21 protein-coding genes are annotated in these 19,979 nt (G+C 41.4%); 13 read left to right on the top strand and 8 right to left on the bottom strand.

What is annotated here, in order from left to right; all coding sequences use genetic code 11:
- The first annotated feature begins 202 nt into the window (after positions 1–202).
- Both BLT18_RS11665 and rlmH read left to right on the top strand, forming a co-directional pair.
- Complete coding sequence (locus BLT18_RS11665; RefSeq protein ID WP_091274163.1) at positions 203–358, top strand: CxxH/CxxC protein; 156 nt, start codon at positions 203–205, stop codon at positions 356–358.
- 62 nt (positions 359–420) lie between these two features.
- Positions 421–900 carry a 23S rRNA (pseudouridine(1915)-N(3))-methyltransferase RlmH gene (rlmH, locus tag BLT18_RS11660; RefSeq protein WP_091274161.1) on the top strand — a complete coding sequence of 160 codons (480 nt, stop codon included), beginning with the start codon at positions 421–423 and terminating at the stop codon, positions 898–900.
- Between the two features lie 432 nt (positions 901–1,332).
- On the opposite strand, the gene BLT18_RS11650 is transcribed toward rlmH, so the two are convergent.
- Positions 1,333–1,917: a DedA family protein gene (locus BLT18_RS11650; protein ID WP_091274157.1), complete on the bottom strand. Its 585-nt coding sequence runs from the start codon at positions 1,915–1,917 to the stop codon at positions 1,333–1,335.
- Between the two features lie 146 nt (positions 1,918–2,063).
- Between BLT18_RS11650 and BLT18_RS11645 the strand changes: the two genes are divergently transcribed.
- On the top strand, positions 2,064–2,834 hold the full coding sequence (locus BLT18_RS11645; RefSeq protein WP_091274155.1) for an inositol monophosphatase family protein: 771 nt from the start codon (positions 2,064–2,066) through the stop codon (positions 2,832–2,834).
- A gap of 469 nt (positions 2,835–3,303) precedes the next feature.
- Here the strand turns inward: BLT18_RS11645 and BLT18_RS11640 are convergent, their stop codons facing one another.
- Positions 3,304–3,615: a DUF4190 domain-containing protein gene (locus BLT18_RS11640; RefSeq protein ID WP_091274153.1), complete on the bottom strand. Its 312-nt coding sequence runs from the start codon at positions 3,613–3,615 to the stop codon at positions 3,304–3,306.
- Between the two features lie 91 nt (positions 3,616–3,706).
- On the opposite strand from BLT18_RS11640, the gene BLT18_RS11635 reads away from it, so the two are divergent.
- The 10 genes from BLT18_RS11635 (at position 3,707) to BLT18_RS11590 (ending at position 13,177) form a co-directional block, all read left to right on the top strand.
- Complete coding sequence (locus BLT18_RS11635) at positions 3,707–4,396, top strand: uracil-DNA glycosylase (protein WP_091274151.1); 690 nt, start codon at positions 3,707–3,709, stop codon at positions 4,394–4,396.
- A gap of 24 nt (positions 4,397–4,420) precedes the next feature.
- Positions 4,421–5,254: an aldo/keto reductase gene (locus tag BLT18_RS11630; RefSeq protein ID WP_091274149.1), complete on the top strand. Its 834-nt coding sequence runs from the start codon at positions 4,421–4,423 to the stop codon at positions 5,252–5,254.
- A gap of 155 nt (positions 5,255–5,409) precedes the next feature.
- Entirely contained in the window at positions 5,410–6,456 is a 1,047-nt protein-coding gene (locus BLT18_RS11625) for an AbrB family transcriptional regulator (RefSeq protein ID WP_091274146.1), read from the top strand.
- A gap of 165 nt (positions 6,457–6,621) precedes the next feature.
- Positions 6,622–8,292, top strand: coding sequence for a glycoside hydrolase family 13 protein (locus tag BLT18_RS11620; RefSeq protein ID WP_091274144.1), 1,671 nt, complete (start codon positions 6,622–6,624; stop codon positions 8,290–8,292).
- A 409-nt stretch (positions 8,293–8,701) separates the two neighbouring features.
- Positions 8,702–9,979 (top strand): ammonium transporter, encoded by a 1,278-nt coding sequence (locus BLT18_RS11615; RefSeq protein WP_091274142.1) that lies wholly within the window; start codon positions 8,702–8,704, stop codon positions 9,977–9,979.
- Between the two features lie 4 nt (positions 9,980–9,983).
- Entirely contained in the window at positions 9,984–10,976 is a 993-nt protein-coding gene (locus BLT18_RS11610) for a DUF294 nucleotidyltransferase-like domain-containing protein (protein WP_091274139.1), read from the top strand.
- Entirely contained in the window at positions 10,976–11,710 is a 735-nt protein-coding gene (locus tag BLT18_RS11605; RefSeq protein WP_091274138.1) for an exonuclease domain-containing protein, read from the top strand. Before BLT18_RS11610 ends, BLT18_RS11605 begins: the two co-directional genes overlap by 1 nt.
- A gap of 452 nt (positions 11,711–12,162) precedes the next feature.
- Complete coding sequence (locus tag BLT18_RS11600) at positions 12,163–12,348, top strand: hypothetical protein (protein ID WP_091274135.1); 186 nt, start codon at positions 12,163–12,165, stop codon at positions 12,346–12,348.
- A gap of 112 nt (positions 12,349–12,460) precedes the next feature.
- Positions 12,461–12,781 (top strand): DUF5327 family protein, encoded by a 321-nt coding sequence (locus tag BLT18_RS11595; RefSeq protein ID WP_091274132.1) that lies wholly within the window; start codon positions 12,461–12,463, stop codon positions 12,779–12,781.
- A 24-nt stretch (positions 12,782–12,805) separates the two neighbouring features.
- Positions 12,806–13,177: a DUF423 domain-containing protein gene (locus tag BLT18_RS11590; protein ID WP_091274130.1), complete on the top strand. Its 372-nt coding sequence runs from the start codon at positions 12,806–12,808 to the stop codon at positions 13,175–13,177.
- Positions 13,178–13,377: 200 nt separating this feature from the next.
- On the opposite strand, the gene BLT18_RS11585 is transcribed toward BLT18_RS11590, so the two are convergent.
- The 6 genes from BLT18_RS11585 to BLT18_RS11560 all read right to left on the bottom strand — a co-directional run bounded on the left by BLT18_RS11585 (position 13,378) and on the right by BLT18_RS11560 (position 19,792).
- Complete coding sequence (locus BLT18_RS11585; RefSeq protein WP_091274128.1) at positions 13,378–14,199, bottom strand: DUF368 domain-containing protein; 822 nt, start codon at positions 14,197–14,199, stop codon at positions 13,378–13,380.
- A 125-nt stretch (positions 14,200–14,324) separates the two neighbouring features.
- The gene (locus BLT18_RS11580; protein ID WP_217635743.1) at positions 14,325–14,648 is read right to left on the bottom strand and encodes a DUF3817 domain-containing protein; all 324 of its coding nucleotides are present in this window, start codon (positions 14,646–14,648) and stop codon (positions 14,325–14,327) included.
- A 410-nt stretch (positions 14,649–15,058) separates the two neighbouring features.
- Entirely contained in the window at positions 15,059–17,209 is a 2,151-nt protein-coding gene (locus BLT18_RS11575) for an ATP-dependent Clp protease ATP-binding subunit (protein WP_091274125.1), read from the bottom strand.
- 376 nt (positions 17,210–17,585) lie between these two features.
- Positions 17,586–18,068, bottom strand: coding sequence for a spore coat protein GerQ (gene gerQ / locus BLT18_RS11570; RefSeq protein ID WP_091274122.1), 483 nt, complete (start codon positions 18,066–18,068; stop codon positions 17,586–17,588).
- A gap of 198 nt (positions 18,069–18,266) precedes the next feature.
- Positions 18,267–19,016: a hydrogen peroxide-dependent heme synthase gene (gene hemQ / locus BLT18_RS11565; RefSeq protein WP_091274120.1), complete on the bottom strand. Its 750-nt coding sequence runs from the start codon at positions 19,014–19,016 to the stop codon at positions 18,267–18,269.
- A gap of 116 nt (positions 19,017–19,132) precedes the next feature.
- Positions 19,133–19,792: an enoyl-CoA hydratase/isomerase family protein gene (locus BLT18_RS11560; RefSeq protein WP_091274117.1), complete on the bottom strand. Its 660-nt coding sequence runs from the start codon at positions 19,790–19,792 to the stop codon at positions 19,133–19,135.
- Between the last annotated feature and the right edge of the window lie 187 nt (positions 19,793–19,979).

The following is a 19,979-nucleotide window of genomic DNA, read 5'->3' as shown; positions in this document are numbered from 1 at the left end:
TTCTGCAGGAAGGGATGACTGCTGCGTGACGAACACAGCAGAGGAAATCCTTTGACCTTAGCCGAATATCCCTCTTTCAAGGTGCTTGCGTTTTTCTTTGTACACATGTTAATACATAGAGCATTATTGGATAAAATGGATCATTATTGCTAAAATGTGGATAAAAGGAATGATGAAAAGCTATAGGTTAGGAGGAACTTATATGATATATGCTTGTGAAGACCACAGTGACCGCGCATTAGATGATGCGGTTGAAAAAAATGGAGAACCGCCTGTTATAGAAAAAATAGAGGCGGACTTGTCCACAACTTGTTCATTTTGTGATAACCAGGCTGTGTATAAAATTGTCGAAGGTTGATGGTGAAGGTTGTGAATATGTGGATAAAAATTGTGGATAAGTACATATAGAGGGTGTGGATTGTGAATATTACCATTATTGCAGTTGGGAAGCTAAAAGAGAAGTATTTGAAACAAGCAGTGGAGGAATATCAAAAGAGATTGCAGCCGTTAGCAAAAACACAAGTGATCGAAGTGGCGGACGAAAAAACACCGGATGGAGCGAGTGAAAAGGAAAAACAGCTTGTTAAACAAAAAGAGGGAGAGCGTATTTTAAGCAAATTAGCAAGTAATATGTATGTCATTGCTTTAGAACCAAAAGGCACAATGATAACATCGGAAAAAATGGCAGGGAAGGTAGCAGATTTAGCCTTGCACGGAAAAAGTAAAATGGCGTTTGTTATTGGCGGATCGTTGGGGTTAGATGAGAAAGTAGCAAACCGTGCTGATTTTTTATGGTCCTTTTCCCCGCTGACATTTCCTCATCAGCTGATGCGGGTCATGTTGTTAGAACAAATCTACCGGTCTTTTCAAATTAACCGAGGAACGCCGTATCATAAATAAAAAATATGACGTGTGATTAAAAAAGAGGAAGAGTATTCACATTAGGTACCGATTTACTTGGGCTCTTCTTTAGGGTGTTTGTACCTTTTCTTACAAGGTAAGAAAGTATAAAAGTTTGGCGTTTTCATGGTCCAGCGCAAGCACCTGCTCGCTCGAGGTTCCTTCAATCTCCGTCCATGGAAAGAAAAATTGGAAAGGAAAATTCACCTTTCCATAGACGAGCCCCCAGAACTTGCCCGCTGGCTCGGAGGATGGGAGTCCGTTCGGCGTTGTCAACAGGACGTGCTTCCACAGGATGTGGTGACTTCAACACCCGCCACAGGACCTGTGTGTTCTTAGTAGAAGTACTTAAAGAAGTTCCTTATAAAAGTTCTTTGCCCTTAGCTGAATTTCTTTCTTTTAAGGAGCTTGCGCTTTTTTTATGAACAACTTTTAAGAATGCTGCTGGCTCTGGTATCTCTTTTTCGTTCTCCATCGGTAAAAAATGTATATCCCTGCACCGATGACAATAACACCAATAATCAGTGATTGAGCACGTTGAAACCAGTTGTATACAACTTCTATGTTGCCAAGGCTTCCTAAGTAAAACATAAGAAAAGCCACCGGCAAGACACCAATGAACGTAAAAAAGCCGTATCGAAACGGTGTGATTTTGTAAAAGGCAGCTAAATAAACAATATAGCCCATCCCAAGCACCCTGCCTGCTGCAATGGTCCATTCACGGTATTTTTGCATGAATGTATGCATGCGTTTGGATTTCGCTTGGTTGACGCGACGCTGCAGTAAATAATCAAAGCGAAGTGATAAACCGTAAGGAATATAGCTGACTGCGGTATAAACAGCAGCGGATCCGATACTAAGCATCACCCAGTCGATACCAGAAGGATCCATGATGTAACCATACACTAAAAAAACAATAGCAGCAGGAAAAGGAATGGAAATGGCCTCAATGGCGGTTCCTAAAAACAAACCAACAAGTCCAAGTTGTTCAAGAGTCTCTAACAAAAATGTCAACATATGTAAACTCCTTCTGTTATGAGCATAGCTTGCGTGTATTATTAACAATTTATCATAATTAGACAAAATAAAATATCTTTATACAATATTTTGAGCAGAGTACTAAGATTCGATATGATAGAAATGACGAGAAAGGGTGTGGCGAAATGGAAGAATGGATGCATATGCTTCGTGCAGCAAAAGAATGGGCGCATGAGGCAGGCGAGAAGCAATTAGAAAGATTGGAAAGTCCAATGAAAATGGACAGCAAATCGTCTGCGATTGATTTAGTCACAGAGATGGATGTTTGGACAGAACAATTTTTAATGGACAAGATTCAAACGCATTTTCCCGGTCACGTTATGCGAACAGAAGAAAGTGGTTTCTATGAAGGATCTTCTGAATATGAATGGGTCATAGATCCCATTGATGGAACAGTGAATTATGCGAAAGGGCTGCCCTTCTTTTGCATATCAATCGGTATCCGCTGCCAAGGTGAAACAGTAGCTGGTATTATTCATGCGCCGAAGTTAAGTGAAACATATGAGGCGGTAAAAGGGAAAGGTGCTTTTTTAAATGGGCGCTCCATTCATGTGTCCGAAACATCTCGTTTAGAAAAAGCGGTTTTAGGAACAGGATTTCCATATGATAAAGGTAATGATACAGATAATAACCTTTCACACGTCAATCAATTAGTGCCTCAAATAGGAGGTCTTCGCCGGCTAGGAAGTGCTGCACTGGACTTAGCTCAAGTAGCTTGTGGAAGACTTGATGGTTACTGGGAGTTAAAATTAAAAGTATGGGATGTGGAAGCTGGTCTGCTGCTTCTAAACGAAGCAGGAGGGAAAACAATGGTGAAGGAAGAAGACAAAGGATTGTATGTTGCAGGAGCTAATGCAGAACTGTTTTCTGCCCTAACTAAATACATTCAGCGATGACAAGATGTGATGTTACATAAAACGTGATTATGAAAAAGTGCACATGGTTTACGCTAATGAAAAGCAATAAAGAAAAACTTGACTGATACCAAGTGTTTGATGCAGCAGGCAATGATCTCGTGGCACGTATACGAATTGTTTCAACATGTTGACGATGTCAATAAATTGCTCATGCTAATATGTCATATCTTTTCAATTCACATAAAAAAAGGTTCTCATACAACTGCTGGACGAATGTATAGTGTAACTTTTTTGTTATTACCTGGTTGATGGGGAGGAGGTAAGACGCCTGCGGGGAAACAGCAGCTAATCATCCATTGGTGCTGCCCGATGAGCTTAAAGCGCCGCCCGCAGCAAGTGAGTCTGAAAAGCCGGTCAACCAGGGGGATGATGGTGACAGCCCCAACAAAACAAATGTTATAGAACCAAAAGAGGCACGGAGCTTTGTGCATCCAGTGCCTGTTTGATACTACATTGGCGGCGTTTCCATTTGCATAAATGACACGATGCCAATCACGAGAAAAACAATGATGATGACAGAAAGTATCAAGCCGACCACACTGCAGATGTTTCCTGCTATGGCAAGTCCGCGGCCATTCTGTTCCGTGCGTTTGATTTCTTTTAGCGCAATAATGCCAAATACTAGCCCAACAATTGATAAGATAGGGCTGATAACAACAAAAAGAAAAACCATAACCAGTGATACAATGCCTAGAACAAGAGAAGTAATAGCTTTACCATTGACAGACGCTGTTTGTAATTGATTTGTACCATTTTCCATTTACAACTCACCTCTTTTTCAACTTGTTATTGTACCACAGCCTATGCCGGCGTGACGAACCAAATGGACAGTATGAAGGGAGGAAGGTAGTATCGGAATATTAAAAAATGACTGGGCAGAACGGTTAGATAAAGAATTTGAAAAAGAATATTATTTAAAGCTGAGAGAGTTTCTAAAACGAGAATACCGTGAAAAAACGATTTACCCCGATATGTTTGATATTTTTAATGCGCTGCATCACACCAGTTATGAGAATACAAAGGTTGTTATCCTTGGACAAGATCCGTACCACGGACCAAATCAAGCACATGGGTTGAGTTTTTCGGTAAAACCTGAGGTTACCATCCCTCCTTCCTTAAAAAACATATACAAAGAATTACACGATGACTTAGGTGCAGACATACCAAAGCATGGTTGTTTAACAAGCTGGGCACAAGAAGGAGTTTTACTGCTAAATGCCGTTCTCACTGTCCGAAGCGGACAACCTAATTCTCACCGGGGAATGGGCTGGGAACATTTTACCCATGAAGTGATTCATCAAGTGAATGAGAAAACAGATTCTGTGGTATTCATATTGTGGGGAAGAAACGCACAAGAAAAAGAAAGTTTAATTACATCAGACAAACATCTAGTGATAAAATCTCCCCATCCAAGTCCTTTTTCAGCTCATAAGGGTTTTTTTGGGAGCCGGCCGTTTTCACGGGCAAATCAATTTTTACAGCAAGCAGGAAGGCCGGAAGTGAATTGGTCTATTCCCCCTGTAATGAACAGCACTATGTAAGTATATTAGAGGAGGCAGTCATTCATGAGTATTAGTGATTCTGTAACGACATTAGCAAACGGAGTAGACATGCCGTGGGTTGGATTAGGTGTATATAAAGCTGAGGCAGGAGACGAAGTGAAACAAGCGGTGAAGACAGCTCTAGAAAGCGGCTACCGCAGTATTGATACAGCTTCGTTTTACTATAATGAAGAAAGTGTCGGAGAAGCAGTCAAAGAAAGTCATGTGGCTAGAGAAGATATTTTTATTACGACAAAAGTGTGGAATGATGAACAAGGATATGAAGAAACGCTGGAAGCTTATGAACGTTCGTGCAAAAAACTTGGAATTGATGTTATCGATTTATATTTAATTCACTGGCCTGTACCTGGCAAGTATAAAGAAACATGGGCTGCGATGGAAAAATTATATGAAGATGGAAAAGTAAGAGCTATTGGTGTAAGTAACTTTCATGAAAAGCATTTAAATGAATTAATGAAGGACGCAAAGGTAAAACCGATGATTAACCAAGTGGAATTTCATCCGCAGCTGTTCCAAAAAGATCTGCTTGCGTTTTGTGAGCAGCATGACATTCAGCTGGAAGCGTGGCGTCCACTTGGACACGGTGAATTATTAGAAAGAGAACCGGTGAAACAAATTGCAGAAAAGCATCAAAAAACACCGGCTCAAGTATTAATTCGCTGGTCTTTAGAAAATAATGTGGTAACCATTCCAAAATCAGTAACACCAAAGCGCATCAGATCCAATGCCGAGGTGTTTGATTTTTCCCTTGATACGGAGGACGTAAAAGCATTAAATGATATGAATGAAAACCAACGCTTTGGACCTCATCCTGATACATTTCCATATGATCAGTAATGTTTGCAATAAAGACTGCTGTGCTGTGTCAGTACAGCAGTCTTCTACGTTGTTTATAAATATTTCATGCGGAAAGGGGGAAAACAAAAGCTTCTGCTTTCATCAGAAGGGAGTTATAACAAAGTGGTTCGTTTGCAAGAAAGAAGGGAATCTATGTGATTTTTGAAAAAATCATTTGTTTACTGGCGGCGTTATGCATAGGAGGAATGTTTTCATATGCTGGTGTGCCGGCCGGCTGGCTGTTAGGCGGGTTATTGACAGGAATGACGTATGGATTATTTATTAAACGTTATGCCTTTGAGGGATGGCCTTTTCGAACAGTGCTTGCGTTTGTCGGAGTGAACATTGGATTTATGATGCAAATCGGGTTATTTCAATTAATCGGCCAGTATTTTTTCCCGCTTGTTTTTTCTTTATTTTTAACGTTAGCCGCGGGGGCAGGACTGGGCTGGCTGATGAATCGTTTCACATACTTAGATCCACTAACAGCTTATTTTTGCTGCGTGCCTGGAGGGGCTTCTGAAGTTATTGCATTAAGCAGCGATTACGGAGCAGATAATCGAGTAGTGGCAGCCTTTCACACGGCACGAATTACGTTTTTTGTGCTGACAATTCCATTTGTCGCTGGGCGTTTTTATCAGGACAGCGCAGAGAATAACGATGCAGGACTTATTGTTGAACCAATAGATGTGTCTGTTTTGACGGCCGTTATCATTGGTGTGCTCGTAACCATTGGCCTGTATCAACGGTGGAAAATACCTGCGGGTACACTGTTTTATGGGATTATGAGTGGATTTGTATTAAGTGAGTGGGTGCTCTATGGTGAAGCAGCACTGCCTTCTTATGTAGGAGGAATTGGACAGGCACTGATTGGCATTATGGTTGGTATTCGGTTTGACAAGCCGACATTTCTGAAACTGAAGGATATCGGAAAGCTGAGTGTTATCTTGCTTGGTTTATATTTTTTGTTTAGTTTAGTGCTAGCTGGATTGTTTACGTGGATGACGGAATTACCATATATGACAAGTCTTTTAAGCACGGTGCCAGCAGGTGCGGCGGAGATGAGTTCCACCGCAATGGCTCTGCACTTAGAGCCGACACTTGTAGCCGGCTTGCAGATGATACGGGTTGTCGCATTGTTTTTATTTTTACCTGTATTAATTAACATACTAAATCGAGCAGCGGAGCAGGAGAGGCAGTAATCCTGCTCTCTTATGATGATTAATCACAAAAAATAAATAATCAAAGCCAGGAACTTATGTAAAAATATTTTTAATTATCACTTTGTTTTGTAGTTGGATCATTAAAAGACGTGTATGCTATAGAAAAGGTAAATAGTGACAGCGGTAAACAGGGGGGAGTGGCAGATGGAACGTGTATGGTGGAAAGAGGCTGTGGGATATCAAATCTATCCACAAAGCTTTCAAGATACCAATGGTGACGGGATTGGTGATATAAGAGGAATAATAGAGAGGTTGGATTACTTATCAGATGTGGGGGTTGATATTGTTTGGGTAGGTCCGCTGTATCAGTCGCCAAAAGCCGATAATGGCTATGATATTTCGGATTATAAAGCTATCTTGGATGAGTTTGGAACGATGCAAGATTTTGATGAGCTGCTTTACGAAGTGCATAAGCGAGGGATGAAACTTATTATTGATCTTGTGTTGAATCATACAAGTGATGAACATCCTTGGTTTATACAGTCGCGTTCTTCTAAACAGCATGAAAAGCGGGATTGGTATATTTGGAAAGATGGAAAAAATGGGGCTGAGCCGAATAATTGGGAAAGCATTTTTGGCGGTTCAGCATGGGAGTATGATGAAAAAACGAACCAATATTATCTCCATGTCTTTTCAACAAAGCAGCCGGATTTGAATTGGGAGAACGAGGATGTGCGCTTTGCCTTGTATGATATTGTTAATTGGTGGTTAGAAAAAGGAGTCGACGGGTTTCGGATTGATGCAATTAGTCACATAAAAAAACGGCCGGGCCTGCCGGATATGCCAAATCCAAACCGAAAGCGCTATGTGTCCTCCTTTGATATGCACATGAACCAGCCAGGTATTCACGCGTTTTTAGAGGAGTTAAAAGCAAATACCTATGGAAATTACGACGTGGTAACAGTAGGAGAAGCAAACGGTGTCAGTGCAGAAGAAGCAGATTACTGGGTCGGAAAGAACGGAAAAATGGATATGATTTTTCAATTTGAACATCTGGGGTTATGGGATGCAAAAAAACCTGACAATCTTGATGTCGGCCGCTTAAAAACAATTATGGAACGTTGGCAAAAGGGCCTTGAGGAGAATGGCTGGAATGCTTTGTTTGTTGAAAACCACGACCAAGCAAGAATTGTATCAACATGGGGAGATGACGAAAAATATTGGACGCAGAGTGCCACCGCTATTGCAACGATGTATTTTCTAATGCAAGGCACTCCATTCATTTACCAAGGGCAGGAAATCGGCATGACCAATGCAAACTTTGCTTCCATTGAAGATTACGACGATGTGGCGGCAAAGAATATGTACCGTGATAAAATACGGCAAGGAGAAAATAAACAGGATGTGTTGGAATTACTTGCGCACACATCACGCGACAACAGCCGTACACCAATGCAATGGTCTAGCGACACCCATGCTGGTTTTACTAGCGGGAAACCGTGGCTGCAAGTAAACGCTAACTACAAAACCATCAATGTAGAAAAACAACAAAAAGACGGCAGCTCGATTTTATCGTATTACAAACAATTAATAAAAATGAAAAAAGATGATTATCAAGTTTTCACGTACGGGACGTTTTTCCTTATCAATGAACAACACCCTTCTGTTTTTGCATATGGCAGGAAAAGCAATCAGCATACAGCTGTTGTTATAACGAATTTACATCATGAATCGGTGAAATGGGTTGTTTCACGTTATGAATTATCCAGTCATCAATTAATATTGAGTAATTATGATGTTTTGCCTCATCAAAAGGAACAGTCTATACTGCTTCGGCCGTTTGAAGCCCGTGTATACAAGCTGCCAGCGAAATAAGTATGAAAAAGCAAGCAATGCTCGGTTAAGAGCATTGCTTGCTTTTTTTGCACTTTAGGAACGTTTATCTTTGGTAAAGAATGAAAGGGTAAAAACGGCAGCTTCCTTCATGAAGGACTAGAAGACAACCCGAGTTTTATCCAGTCAAGGTGACAGCCGCTGGTAAAAAGGTGTTTTTAGGAGAAACACGAGTCAGCAAGCAGACAAAAATCAAAGAGATACGGTTTGTACAACAAGTGCTCATTCATCACATCACTATACAATGCAGCAGAACGATTTACAAAAGTTATATGTCAGGTTTTCTTACAACAAAGTAGTCGTGTAAATAAAAACATGTAAAATAAATACTAACTATAGATGTTAACTAAGTTAACATCATGATATAAGACAAAAAGAGGGAGGAACAAATATGGATCCGATATTTTTAATGAATAATCTTTGGGTCATTATGGGATTTATTCTTGTCATCTTAATGCAAGGTGGATTTATTCTATTGGAGGCAGGTTCGACCAGGATGAAAAACGCCGGCCATATTGCTGGTAAAACGATATTTACATTAGGAATTGCCTCTCTTGTGTTTTGGGCGGTAGGATATGGTTTTGTTTATGGGACGAGCGCAGGCGGAGTAATTGGTGTTTCAGACTTTTTCTTCGGTGATTTTACAACGATATTTGATGGATTAGCCGGTTCGGTCGATTTCATCTTTCAATTGGCATTTGCAGCGATTGCATTAACGATTGCATTTGGGGGATTTGCTGAACGTGCAAAGCTTGCTGCTTATGTTGTCTTTGCGGTTTTATTTTCTGCTTTTGTGTATCCTGTTGTTGCTCACTGGGTGTGGGGGTCTGGCTGGATTGCTGCTTTAGGTAAACAGGATTTTGCAGGTTCAACGGTTGTTCACTTAACAGGGGCGATGGCAGCATTCGCTGCAACACTGCTCTTAAAACCACGTATAGGTAAATTTAATAAAGATGGATCTCCTAATGAGTTAGCGGGTCACAACCAGGTATATACTGCACTTGGTGTCTTGCTGTTATGGGTAGGTTGGTTTGGCTTTAACGGTGCAAGTACATTTGGCGTAGATGATGCATTTTTCGGGTTTGCCATTTTAAATACGCAGCTAGCTGCGGCAGCTGGAGCTGTTGCTGCATTATTGATTGCATGGGCAGCTCTTGGAAAAGCTGATGTTCCAACGATGTTAAATGGGGCACTAGCCGGGCTTGTAGCAATCACCGCATCCGCTGCATTTGTTGAACCATGGGCAGCTGTTATTATTGGCGCTGTCGGCGGATTGGCCGTGTTTTACAGCATGAAGTTTTTCGAGAAAAAAGGCATTGATGACCCGATTTTTGCCTTGTCAGTACACGGTGCAGCTGGTATATGGGGAACGTTATCTACAGGGTTTTTTGCGACTCCGGAACTAGCAGCGATGAACGGGGGACAGGCAGGGCTGTTCTATGGCGGAGGTCTTACACAGCTTGGTGTTCAGTTTATTAGCGTTGCCGCATGCGGACTGTTTGCATTCATTGCATCATATGTGTTGCTGCTCGTGACGAGGTCATTGATTGGAGGACTTCGTGTATCCGAAGAAGAAGAAATTATGGGTCTTGATATAAGTGAACATGGAAGCTATGGATATCCGGAAAGCATTTCTGCTTCCGTGAAAAAAGTTAACACAGGTGCGTGATGTTATGAGAAATGTTCGTTCTTTGCCCTCTTATCAAACGTATGACGAAATTCGTTGGAATCGAGAAAGAGAATACAAACAAGCAGCAGATAATATAAAGCGTTTGAATGATGCGCATGACCGTTGGATGACAGAAACGATATCTCTAGCCGTAGAGAAAGTAGAAAGGGAGCAGGGAAGGGTTCCTGCTCCCTTTACTTTTGTTGTGATGGGAAGTGCAGGACGACGTGAACAAGCAATCTGGAGTGATCAAGATCATGGCCTGATTTTTATGGGCAGCAACATGATGTATAAAGAGTATTTTCTGAGATTAGGAGAAGAAATTCGAGAAGGAATGGCAGCTGTTGGATATCCTCGCTGCGAAGGAAAGGTGATGGCCTCTCACCCGCGTTGGTGCCATAGCGCAGGTGAGTGGAAAGAGCAAATAGATGATTGGATACAAAAAGACGAATGGGCCACACTGCGTCATTTATTAACGTTTATTGATGCTAGAGCACTGCTCGGAGAAAGGATGCTTCTCAATCGTGTAAAGAGTTATGTTTTTCAACAAATCGCAGGCAATCCGTGTTTGCTAGGACGTTTGGCTGAAAATACATCTCGTTTGCAGCAAGCAACCAATGCTTTTGGAAAACTATTAACAGAAGAAAAAGGTCCATACACAGGTTTTTTGCACATAAAAGATGTTGGTTTGTTTCCATATATTCACGCAATGAGATTACTTGCTATGAAAGAAGGCATACATGAAACTTCTACGTTAGAACGGATGAAGCAAACTGCCGCTCAGTACCCCTTTGTGCATGCAAAAATCCAACCTTTTTATACATTGTTGAACTTACGAGCTTCCTTTTGGGAGCACCACCGCACCTATGAAGATGTTCATTATATACCCGTTCGGACACTATCAAAAGACAGGAAAAAACGGATAAAAACAGCTTTACAACAAGGGAAACAGCTGTTTCAACAAACCAAAAAAGTCATAGAATCAGGTGAAAAATGATGGTCATGAATCACATGTATCACTGGGTCAGACAAGTTTCTGGAAAGCTAGGAGCACCGTTTATTTCCTCGATGGATCAAAATAATCCGCAGCATCTTTCGTTTTTGCGGCAGCTGCAAAAAGACTTAAAAGCAGACGAACCGTTATCTAAGCCATTAGATACATTAAATATAGCAGTACTTGACTTGGAGACATCCGGGTTTTATCCAGACGGAGGGGATAAAATCCTATCCATGGGAGCGGTTAAAATTCAAAAAGGGGAAGTAAAAGAGGAACAAACGTTTTATACACCAGTGTGTGAACCGGCATCATTATCTCCTGAAGTAGCAGCATTGACGGGACTGACAAAAGAAGAACTGGAGAGTGCGCCGCTGTTGCCGGAAGCATTGCAGAAATTTTATGCATTTATTCAAACAGATATTCTTGTCGCTCACCACGCCCGTCACGAACAACGATTTCTTCAGCACGCTACGTTTCAAGCAATGGGTAGCCAGTTTCAACACCGGCTTTTGGATACCTCATTTTTATTTAACATTGCTGCTCCTCACGTTTCCTCAGTAGAGCTGGAAGGTTGCTGCCAATATTATGATATTCCTGTCCAAAACCGCCATCATGCACTTGAAGATGCTTTACTAGCGGCAGAATTATGGAATCGTTCCATGAAAGACGTACAGAAAAAAGGATATGAAACGCTGCAAGATGTTTATGTGCATTTAAACAAACAGCAGCGGTAAAGGAGGAAACCGGAGAGGAAGGAACATATTCGCCGTTATACGGGCTGCTTTCCCTTAGTGCAGCATACAAGAATGAACGTCGTTAAGTGCGCGTCACATTCGATATGCTGAAAACAGCAGTTCATTTCTCCAAAAAGCAATCGAGGCAGTCAACGAATGCTTTCTTGACAGGATTTAAAGCATTGTAAAGAAAGTACAATTCTTATGGATCAAGGGGTAAATATTGCCGGTGTCCAAACAGTATGTGCAAGCCGCGAACAATTTACGTGAAACCTTTCATCAGCCAAAAAACAATCTAGTGTCAAGAGAAGAATAAACAAAACGGGGACATAACATGAACAATAGGAAAGAAAAATAACGCCTGTATCGTTACAATTTTATGACAAATGCCAAGCTGATCGTTTAGACCTCCATATGGACGGGAATTTTTTTAACAAATGGAGGTGATGAACATGGCTTTCATCATTGTTGATGACATGCAAGTTCCAGCAAAAAAGTTTGAAACGATGCACGAAGCAAAGTCAGAAGCAGTGGACCATGAAATGGTGGTAGAGGACGATGAAGGAAACTATTGGGTGATAGATGAAGAAAATTTCCCTAAAATTGAGGCATATGGATACAGGAGAATGACCAATTAATCAGCATGCTGCTGCCTGGGTGTTTATAAAATACCCAGGTTGATTGCTGTTCATAGACATCGTGCGCTGTGTTATACTTTGTAAGGAATACGTGCAAAGCAGGTGAACATACATGAATATTGCCGCTCAAACGGTTGTAGAAAAAATGGAAGAGGAATTAGTTCAGCTTGCTGAACAAGTCGAACAACAAAACAACACAGCAGCCCAAGCACACGCGCGTGTGTTAAAAGCTTATTGTGATATCATATTAGCAGCCAAGGGACAGGAGAATGGTCAACAAAATACCCAGACAGCTCACGTTCCTGTTCAAAAGGTGCAAGCAGCATCTGCAAAGGATATGGAGACATCTAAAAAAACAGCCGTCAGGCGCTCTTCAGCGGTACAATCAGACGGTGACGTACCGTCGGCCAGCGGTAACTTGTTAGAGTTTTAGTTTGGAAAGGAAACGGTGACACATATGTGGAAGGTCTTTATCATTTTAGGTGCACTAAATGCCGCAGCAGCTGTTGGTTTTGGTGCATTTGGTGCTCACGGATTAGAAGGCAGATTATCGGAACGGCTGATGGAAGTATATCAAACAGCCGTACAATATCACATCATGCATGCTCTTGGCCTGTTAGCAGTGGGATTAGTAGCAGCGTATGCAGGCGCGACGACTTCATTGTCCTGGTCGGGCTGGTTGTTGTTCTTTGGAATTGTTGTGTTTTCAGGAAGTTTGTATACGATGGCATTTACTGGGATAGGCTGGCTTGGAGCAATTACTCCGATTGGCGGAACAGCGTTTATTGCCGGCTGGATCATGCTTGTCATCGCGGTTTTGAAAATGTAAACAAAAAGCGGCTCTGTGAAAGAGCCGCTTTTTTAACAGAATCGAAGTTCCCTCCCCGCAGCCGAACGTCCCTCTTTCTTTCAAGGCGCTTGCGCTTTTCTTTGTTTATGCTTATAGGAAAGGGTAACATGTCAGCATGAGTGAATCATCGGTATTGATGACATATTGGGAAAACCATCTGCTCCTGAAAAATGAGAGATCTAACGGGTTTCTAGTTTTTGCAAGAACAGCGTCAATGCCCACCCAGCTAGAAATGCACCTATACTAATAAGAAGAAGAATAGCGCTCCCGCTTAAGCCAGGAAAAATGACAAACAGCGACCCTATCAAGAAACCGCTCATGACAGCGTACGTACCGGTACGGTAAACGGACAACAAGTAATGCAAAAACTTACTCATAATTGTAATCCCTGCTAAAACACCGAACCCGACCGTTATAATAATAGGAATATCAAGAGATGTCAGAGCATGAATAATGGTCTCATATGCACCGAGAATAAGAAGAACAAAGGAGCCGCTAACACCGGGAAGAATCATCGCCGAACTTGCCAGCCATCCAGCGAAAAACAAATACACATAGTCTGATGCAGTGAGTGTATGCACGATTTGGCCGGCTGATTCCGCTCCGCTGTAAATACCTGTTAATATAATAAATACAGCAGCCGCTGCCACAATGACATAATGATAAGGTCGAAACGAATATTTATAATCAGCTTCCTTCAATAAAATGGGTATGGTACCGAGAATAAGCCCCATAAAAAAGGAATAAGTAGGACCAGGATATGTTTGCAGCAGCCACTCGAGCAAGTTACTTAAACTGATAAGAGCAATACCAATACCGATGCCAAGCGGTATAAAAAAACCAAGCTGTTCTTTCCACTTTCTGCTGAAAAAGTGATTAATAGCTGCGATTAAACGGTGATAAATACCAAGCACTAAAGCAATGGTACCGCCGCTCACACCTGGGATAAGATCACTTGCTCCCATCGCCATTCCTCGTAAAATGTTTTTCCATTCAAACATATGTAACTCCTTTTGTGAAACATGTATAATGGTTGTCCTTTTAATGTTTTATTACATATTATGCTTAATATAGGCGGTATATGTGTGAAAAAGACCGGTCAGCAAGACCAGTCTTGTAGCTTGCATCAGCTTGCAAAGGAATCAGGAACAACACCTGTTTCTTGTTCACGACGTAAACTTTTATCAAAAACAAATGGACCAAATGGTATAACGGAAACAGCCATAGCGATGAAAGCTCTAAGAAACGACCAACGCCGCTGAATCCACACGACTAGGACAAACAAAATATATAAAATAAACAATGCTCCATGCAAGGAACCGGCAACGGTTACTGCCATATCTAACCCAGCCCCATATTTTAAAGGCATAGCGATAAATAAAAGCAGTAAAAATGATATTCCTTCTATCACGCCCGCCAACCGTAGTTTTCCTAATGATGAAGATAACACGGTTGTCATCACCTCATTTTCTATTTACACTTCAATGTTCTTATACAAAAGAAAGCATAGCATGCGTTTGCATAAAGGGCAATGGATGTTTTTTGACGGTTTAAGAAAAGAAAAATCGGTACCAGTTCATAGTGGAGGAACATTGTCATGTTTGTGTGGAGCCATATAAAAAGAGATTCAAAATGAAATGTTGGTGTTTATATATAGTATGTTTTTCGGTTGATGAGCTCAGATGAGGGAAGGAACAAGCGGCGGCTGAAAATCTTAAGTCAGTGATGAATGATAGGTCCGCAGCAAGCGAACCGGAAGAAATGTTATAGCTAGAAAGGAAAGCGACAGATCTTCTCTGACAATGTTTATAAAACCTAAAAAAAGATGCCCTCTGTATAAGGGCATCGAAAAGGTTAACATTACGCTTTGATGACAACAATATCATTATCTTTTGCAACGACCTGAATGTTTTCCAGGTTGTCTTCTTCTAACATAAGATCAGCAATGCCGTCTTCGACTTTTTCTTCGATGACACGGCGCAGCGGTCTTGCACCAAATGCTGGATCATATCCTAGTTCAGCCAGCAGCTCTTTTGCTTCATCTGTAACAGCAACGTGCATGTTTTGCTCATTTGCTGCTTCCATAATGTCTTGAAGCATAAGGTCGACGATGCTGATAAGATCTTCTTTAGTGAGCTCGTTAAATGGAACGATGCTGTCAAAACGGTTTAGAAATTCTGGCTTAAAGTAATCAGACAGCGTTTCAGTAATAGCAGGTTCTACTTCTTCCTTATTACCAAAGCCGACGGTCACTTTTTTCATGCCGGAGCCGGCATTGGAAGTCATAATAATGACGGTATCTTTAAAGCTGACGGTACGGCCTTGACTGTCTGTCAGACGTCCGTCTTCCATGATTTGCAAGAACATATGCTGTACGTCAGGGTGAGCTTTTTCAATTTCATCAAGCAAGATAATACTGTATGGTTTGCGGCGCACTTGCTCTGTCAACTGTCCGGCCTCATCATGCCCAACGTAGCCAGGCGGGGAGCCAATCAGCTTAGACACGGAGTGTTTTTCCATATATTCACTCATGTCAAGGCGGATCATCGCTTCACTGTCTCCAAACATTTCTTCTGCCAGTGATTTGGAGAGCTCGGTTTTACCGACACCTGTTGGTCCTACAAAGAGGAATGATCCGATTGGACGCGTACCTTTACGAAGACCTGCACGGTTTCGGCGGATGGAACGCGCAACTTTCTGTACAGCTTTTTCTTGCCCGATAACACTAGCATTTAACCGTTCTGGCAAGTCTTTCATTTTTTGTTGTTCGTCTCGTTGCAAACGACGCACAGGAATACCTGTTTTGTTCTCTACAATTTTTTCAATGGTATCAACATCAACGGTTGCTTTGTTCGTTGATTGTTGTTCACTTTGTCCAGCTTCTTCGAGTTGTTTTTGCAGTTTCGCTTCCTCATCACGCAATTTGGCCGCACGTTCGTAATCTTCTTGCTGAGTTGCTTTTTCTTTCTCAGCTGCAATTTGTTCTAGACGACTTTGGATTTCTTGTTCGTCACCTTCGCTGTGAATCAAATTGATTTTCGAACCGGCTTCGTCCATTAAATCAATTGCTTTGTCTGGGAGAAAGCGGTCTTGGATATAGCGGCTAGACAAGTTTACACATGCCTTTATTGCTTCATCTGTAAAGGACACTTGATGGTATTTTTCGTAGTTTTCTTGTAGTCCTTTTAGAATAGATGCTGCATCTTCCAGGTTTGGTTCATCCACCATTACTGGCTGGAAACGGCGTTCTAAGGCAGCGTCTTTTTCAATTTTACGGTACTCAGCTAAGGTAGTAGCACCGATTACTTGAATTTCACCACGTGCGAGTGCTGGTTTCATAATATTTCCGGCATCAGAAGAGCCTTCCGCAGAACCAGCTCCAACAATTTGATGGACTTCATCAATAAATACAATCACATTGCTGCGTTCTTGCAGTTCTTTTAACAACTGTTTCATTCGTTCTTCAAATTGACCGCGTACTCCTGTGTTAGCCACAAGAGAAGAAACATCGAGCAAGTAAATATCTTTATTCTTCAATTTGTTTGGGACGTTTCCTTCTGAAATTTTAAGTGCTAATCCTTCTGCGATCGCTGTTTTACCAACACCAGGTTCCCCGATGAGAACAGGATTGTTTTTATTTCGGCGGTTCAATGTTTCAATAACACGTTCTACTTCTTTATCTCTTCCGATAACCGGGTCAATCATGCCTGCACGAGCAGCATCGGACAAGTTTTTACCAAGATCATCAAGCAAACCGCCATTGCCATTTCCTTGCTGTACTTGTCCGGCTTGTTCTTCTTTACCCCCCATTTGGGAATGCATCATGTCTTGGAACATTTGGTCAAACGGGGACTGTCCGCCAAAGCCGCCAAGACCAGATGGTTGTTTCATGTCTTGACGAACTTCCCGGTAACAAACATCACACAAGTGCATTTTTTGATGATATCCGTTTACATTCATATTTAACTCAATTCGTGCTTGGCGTTGTTTACAATGTTCACATCGTTGCATATTACATTTACCTCCTTTGCTTTATACGCGTATTCGGTTTTCTATAAATTAAATGGTTTCTTTTATTGACTTGGAAAAGCATCTTAACGTCTAATCGGTTATTGTTTCAAATCTTTTGCTTGGAATTTGACTTTGACTATCTTTGACTTTATAAGTGTATTATAACTTGACCTTCTTTGACTTTCAAGGGGGAAGCAAAAAATTTTAAACGTGATGTAAAACGCGTGATGGAGACGAATAAGAAAAAGCAGCGCCATCCAAAGGGAGGCAAGCTGCTTTATAAAGCGTTGTAGTTGTCTATAACCGAACGTAAAAGAAAGTAAACATCTACGGAGGATAGAGTAGGAGAGGCTGGCTTTTTTACATGTCAGAATGGTCAGCCAAATGGATACTGATATTCGATTTCTTCGTCGAAGACAACGTAGTCTAAATAAACCATTAACAATAAATACCATTTATTGTTTCGTTCATCTCTTAAAATAATATGGTCACGACCTGCTTCATCGATAATGCCGTAAAAGATCCTTGACTGCCAGTCAGGATTGTTCTCAAATGTCATATAGACAGTCGCTGGTTTTCCCCGGTTTAAACGTAAAATGTTTTCGATGTAAGACTGTTCGAGTGGAAGCATATCATCGCCGTCTACACCGTTCGTCCAAGTCATTCCATTCATGCCATTTCCATTGCCATTCATGCCATTTCCATTCATCCCATTCATGCCGTTTCCATTCATTCCGTTCATCCCGTTCATGCCGTTTCCATACCAGTACATCCCATCACCACTTTGTCTTGCATCGTAAGGAGAAGGGACATCATAACCTTGAACAGGGTAACCATACCACGGGTGATAATGATACATAAAAAATCCTCCTTTATTATTATGGCTAAAATAAAGTTTGCTTTCTTATTTGTCTATCTCTGGTCATATAAGATAACGCTCTTTTGCTGCCGCTGTATAGAGAGCGGTTCACACTAGTTCAATGTATGATGGCTGACAATGACATATGCCCATAAAAAAAGCCGACTTTCAAAAGAAAATCAGCTTTTTACAGCACATTTATACGTGCAAAAAGTTTTCGATTTTTTCTGGCGGTAAAATATTACCGACAAAAAACTGTCCAAAATCACCATAGCGTGCGGAGACTTCGTCAAAACGCATTTCGTAAATTAATTTTTTGAATTGAAGGGCTTCATGTGCAAATAACGTAACGCCCCATTCCCAATCGTCAAGGCCAGTGGAGCCTGTAATGATTTGTTTAATTTTTCCGGCATACTTGCGTCCCGTCATGCCGTGAGCACGCATTAATTCACGGCGTTCCTGCATCGGAAGAGAATACCAATTGTCATTGCCTTCCCGTTTTTTATCCATCGGATAAAAACAGATATGGTTCCATTTTGGCAAAATAGGATAAATACGATTACGAATTTCTGGGTTGTCTAACGGATCGCTTCCGTCTTTTGGAGGCATATAATTGCCAAGCTCTACAACAGAGACGTAAGAATACGCTGGAGTCATGTAATCAGCTATTTTTAATTTGTTAAACGCTGTTTCGACTTCCTGTAACGTTTGCATGTCCGGGCGAAGGATCATCATAATAACGTCTGCTTTTTGACCGATAACTGTATAGAATGCGTGGCTGCCTTCCTCAGCATCTTCTACATTTTGCCATGACTCAAGCATTTGTACCAACTCATGAATCATGCTTTGTCGTTTTTCGCTAGGAACTTGTTTCCAAGCAGACCAGTCGATTTTACGTAAATCGTGCAGACAAAACCAGCCGTCGAGTGTTTGTGATGCTTCACTCATTATGTATCACTCCTTTAATATAAAACATGCTTTATTTTCCACTATACCATACCTGTTTTTTGAACGGAAAGAAAGTGCAAACAGGGCAGGGAGGTTCTAACAGCCTTTACGGTCGGTTACTGATTTGATTTTACTTCCATTTCCAGTACATCCTCTAGACTGTTCTCGAAACCTTCTTTCATGTTTTGGCTCGTGTACCCGAAGGATTGTATAGGAATAGAGGTCAAAAGACGTATTAACTGATCTGGATTTCCAATTTTTGTAATAAGGTTAATGCGGTAAGCTTCTTCAGCCGATATCGTTTCACCAAGGGCCAATTCCATCGCTTTACTGAGCCCAACGAGACGAGGGAGGTAATATGAGATTCCTCCATATGGGACGGCTTGGTGTTTTAAAAAGTCGAGCGTAATTTTCGTGTCATACTCGGCCACACGAAAGTCACAGGCTAGTGCCAGGCTTATCCCCTCTCCTGATGTTTTTCCATTCATATAGGCAACAATAGGTTTTTCAATAGAAGCGATGGCAGTAATTAAGCGCACCCACATCATTTGCAGTTCATTGTTTTGTTTCTCTTTTGCGTATATCCCTGTACAAAATACGTGATTGGTGCCTTGCAGCAGAATGACGTAAACACTTTCGTCCTCGTGTGCTTGCAGCAGGGCGTTATACAATGCTTCATGCATGGAAACATTTAACGTATTTCCGTTATGGGGGCGGTTAAGGCTAATACGAGCTATCTGTTCTTCTTTTTCATATAAGACGGTTGTTTTTTCCACGTATAAAGAAAGCTCCCTTCTGTATGAACCTTTCCATTAGAATATATGCTTGTTACTGGTACAATACACCGTTTGACCTGATAATCCTTTTTTTCATTGATAATAAAGATGAAAGTTGGCATTTTTATTTTTAGCCTGAGCCCAATTGGTAAGGCACATATAACGTAGAGCCGTCCAGCACTGCTGT

This window comes from Alteribacillus persepolensis, from assembly GCF_900099605.1.
Classification (GTDB): domain Bacteria; phylum Bacillota; class Bacilli; order Bacillales; family Marinococcaceae; genus Alteribacillus; species Alteribacillus persepolensis.
This window is presented reverse-complemented; position numbering and strand designations above follow the sequence as displayed.

Coding starts and splice junctions, on each gene's coding strand:
- BLT18_RS11665 (WP_091274163.1), top strand. CDS start 203: ATGATATATGCTTGTGAAGACCACAGTGACCGCGCATTAGATGATGCG.
- BLT18_RS11610 (WP_091274139.1), top strand. CDS start 9,984: ATGAGAAATGTTCGTTCTTTGCCCTCTTATCAAACGTATGACGAAATT.
- BLT18_RS11640 (WP_091274153.1), bottom strand. CDS start 3,615: ATGGAAAATGGTACAAATCAATTACAAACAGCGTCTGTCAATGGTAAA.
- BLT18_RS11600 (WP_091274135.1), top strand. CDS start 12,163: ATGGCTTTCATCATTGTTGATGACATGCAAGTTCCAGCAAAAAAGTTT.
- gerQ (WP_091274122.1), bottom strand. CDS start 18,068: ATGTATCATTATCACCCGTGGTATGGTTACCCTGTTCAAGGTTATGAT.
- BLT18_RS11575 (WP_091274125.1), bottom strand. CDS start 17,209: ATGCAACGATGTGAACATTGTAAACAACGCCAAGCACGAATTGAGTTA.
- BLT18_RS11650 (WP_091274157.1), bottom strand. CDS start 1,917: ATGTTGACATTTTTGTTAGAGACTCTTGAACAACTTGGACTTGTTGGT.
- BLT18_RS11590 (WP_091274130.1), top strand. CDS start 12,806: ATGTGGAAGGTCTTTATCATTTTAGGTGCACTAAATGCCGCAGCAGCT.
- BLT18_RS11645 (WP_091274155.1), top strand. CDS start 2,064: ATGGAAGAATGGATGCATATGCTTCGTGCAGCAAAAGAATGGGCGCAT.
- BLT18_RS11595 (WP_091274132.1), top strand. CDS start 12,461: ATGAATATTGCCGCTCAAACGGTTGTAGAAAAAATGGAAGAGGAATTA.
- BLT18_RS11585 (WP_091274128.1), bottom strand. CDS start 14,199: ATGTTTGAATGGAAAAACATTTTACGAGGAATGGCGATGGGAGCAAGT.
- hemQ (WP_091274120.1), bottom strand. CDS start 19,016: ATGAGTGAAGCATCACAAACACTCGACGGCTGGTTTTGTCTGCACGAT.
- BLT18_RS11615 (WP_091274142.1), top strand. CDS start 8,702: ATGGATCCGATATTTTTAATGAATAATCTTTGGGTCATTATGGGATTT.
- BLT18_RS11630 (WP_091274149.1), top strand. CDS start 4,421: ATGAGTATTAGTGATTCTGTAACGACATTAGCAAACGGAGTAGACATG.
- BLT18_RS11620 (WP_091274144.1), top strand. CDS start 6,622: ATGGAACGTGTATGGTGGAAAGAGGCTGTGGGATATCAAATCTATCCA.
- BLT18_RS11605 (WP_091274138.1), top strand. CDS start 10,976: ATGGTCATGAATCACATGTATCACTGGGTCAGACAAGTTTCTGGAAAG.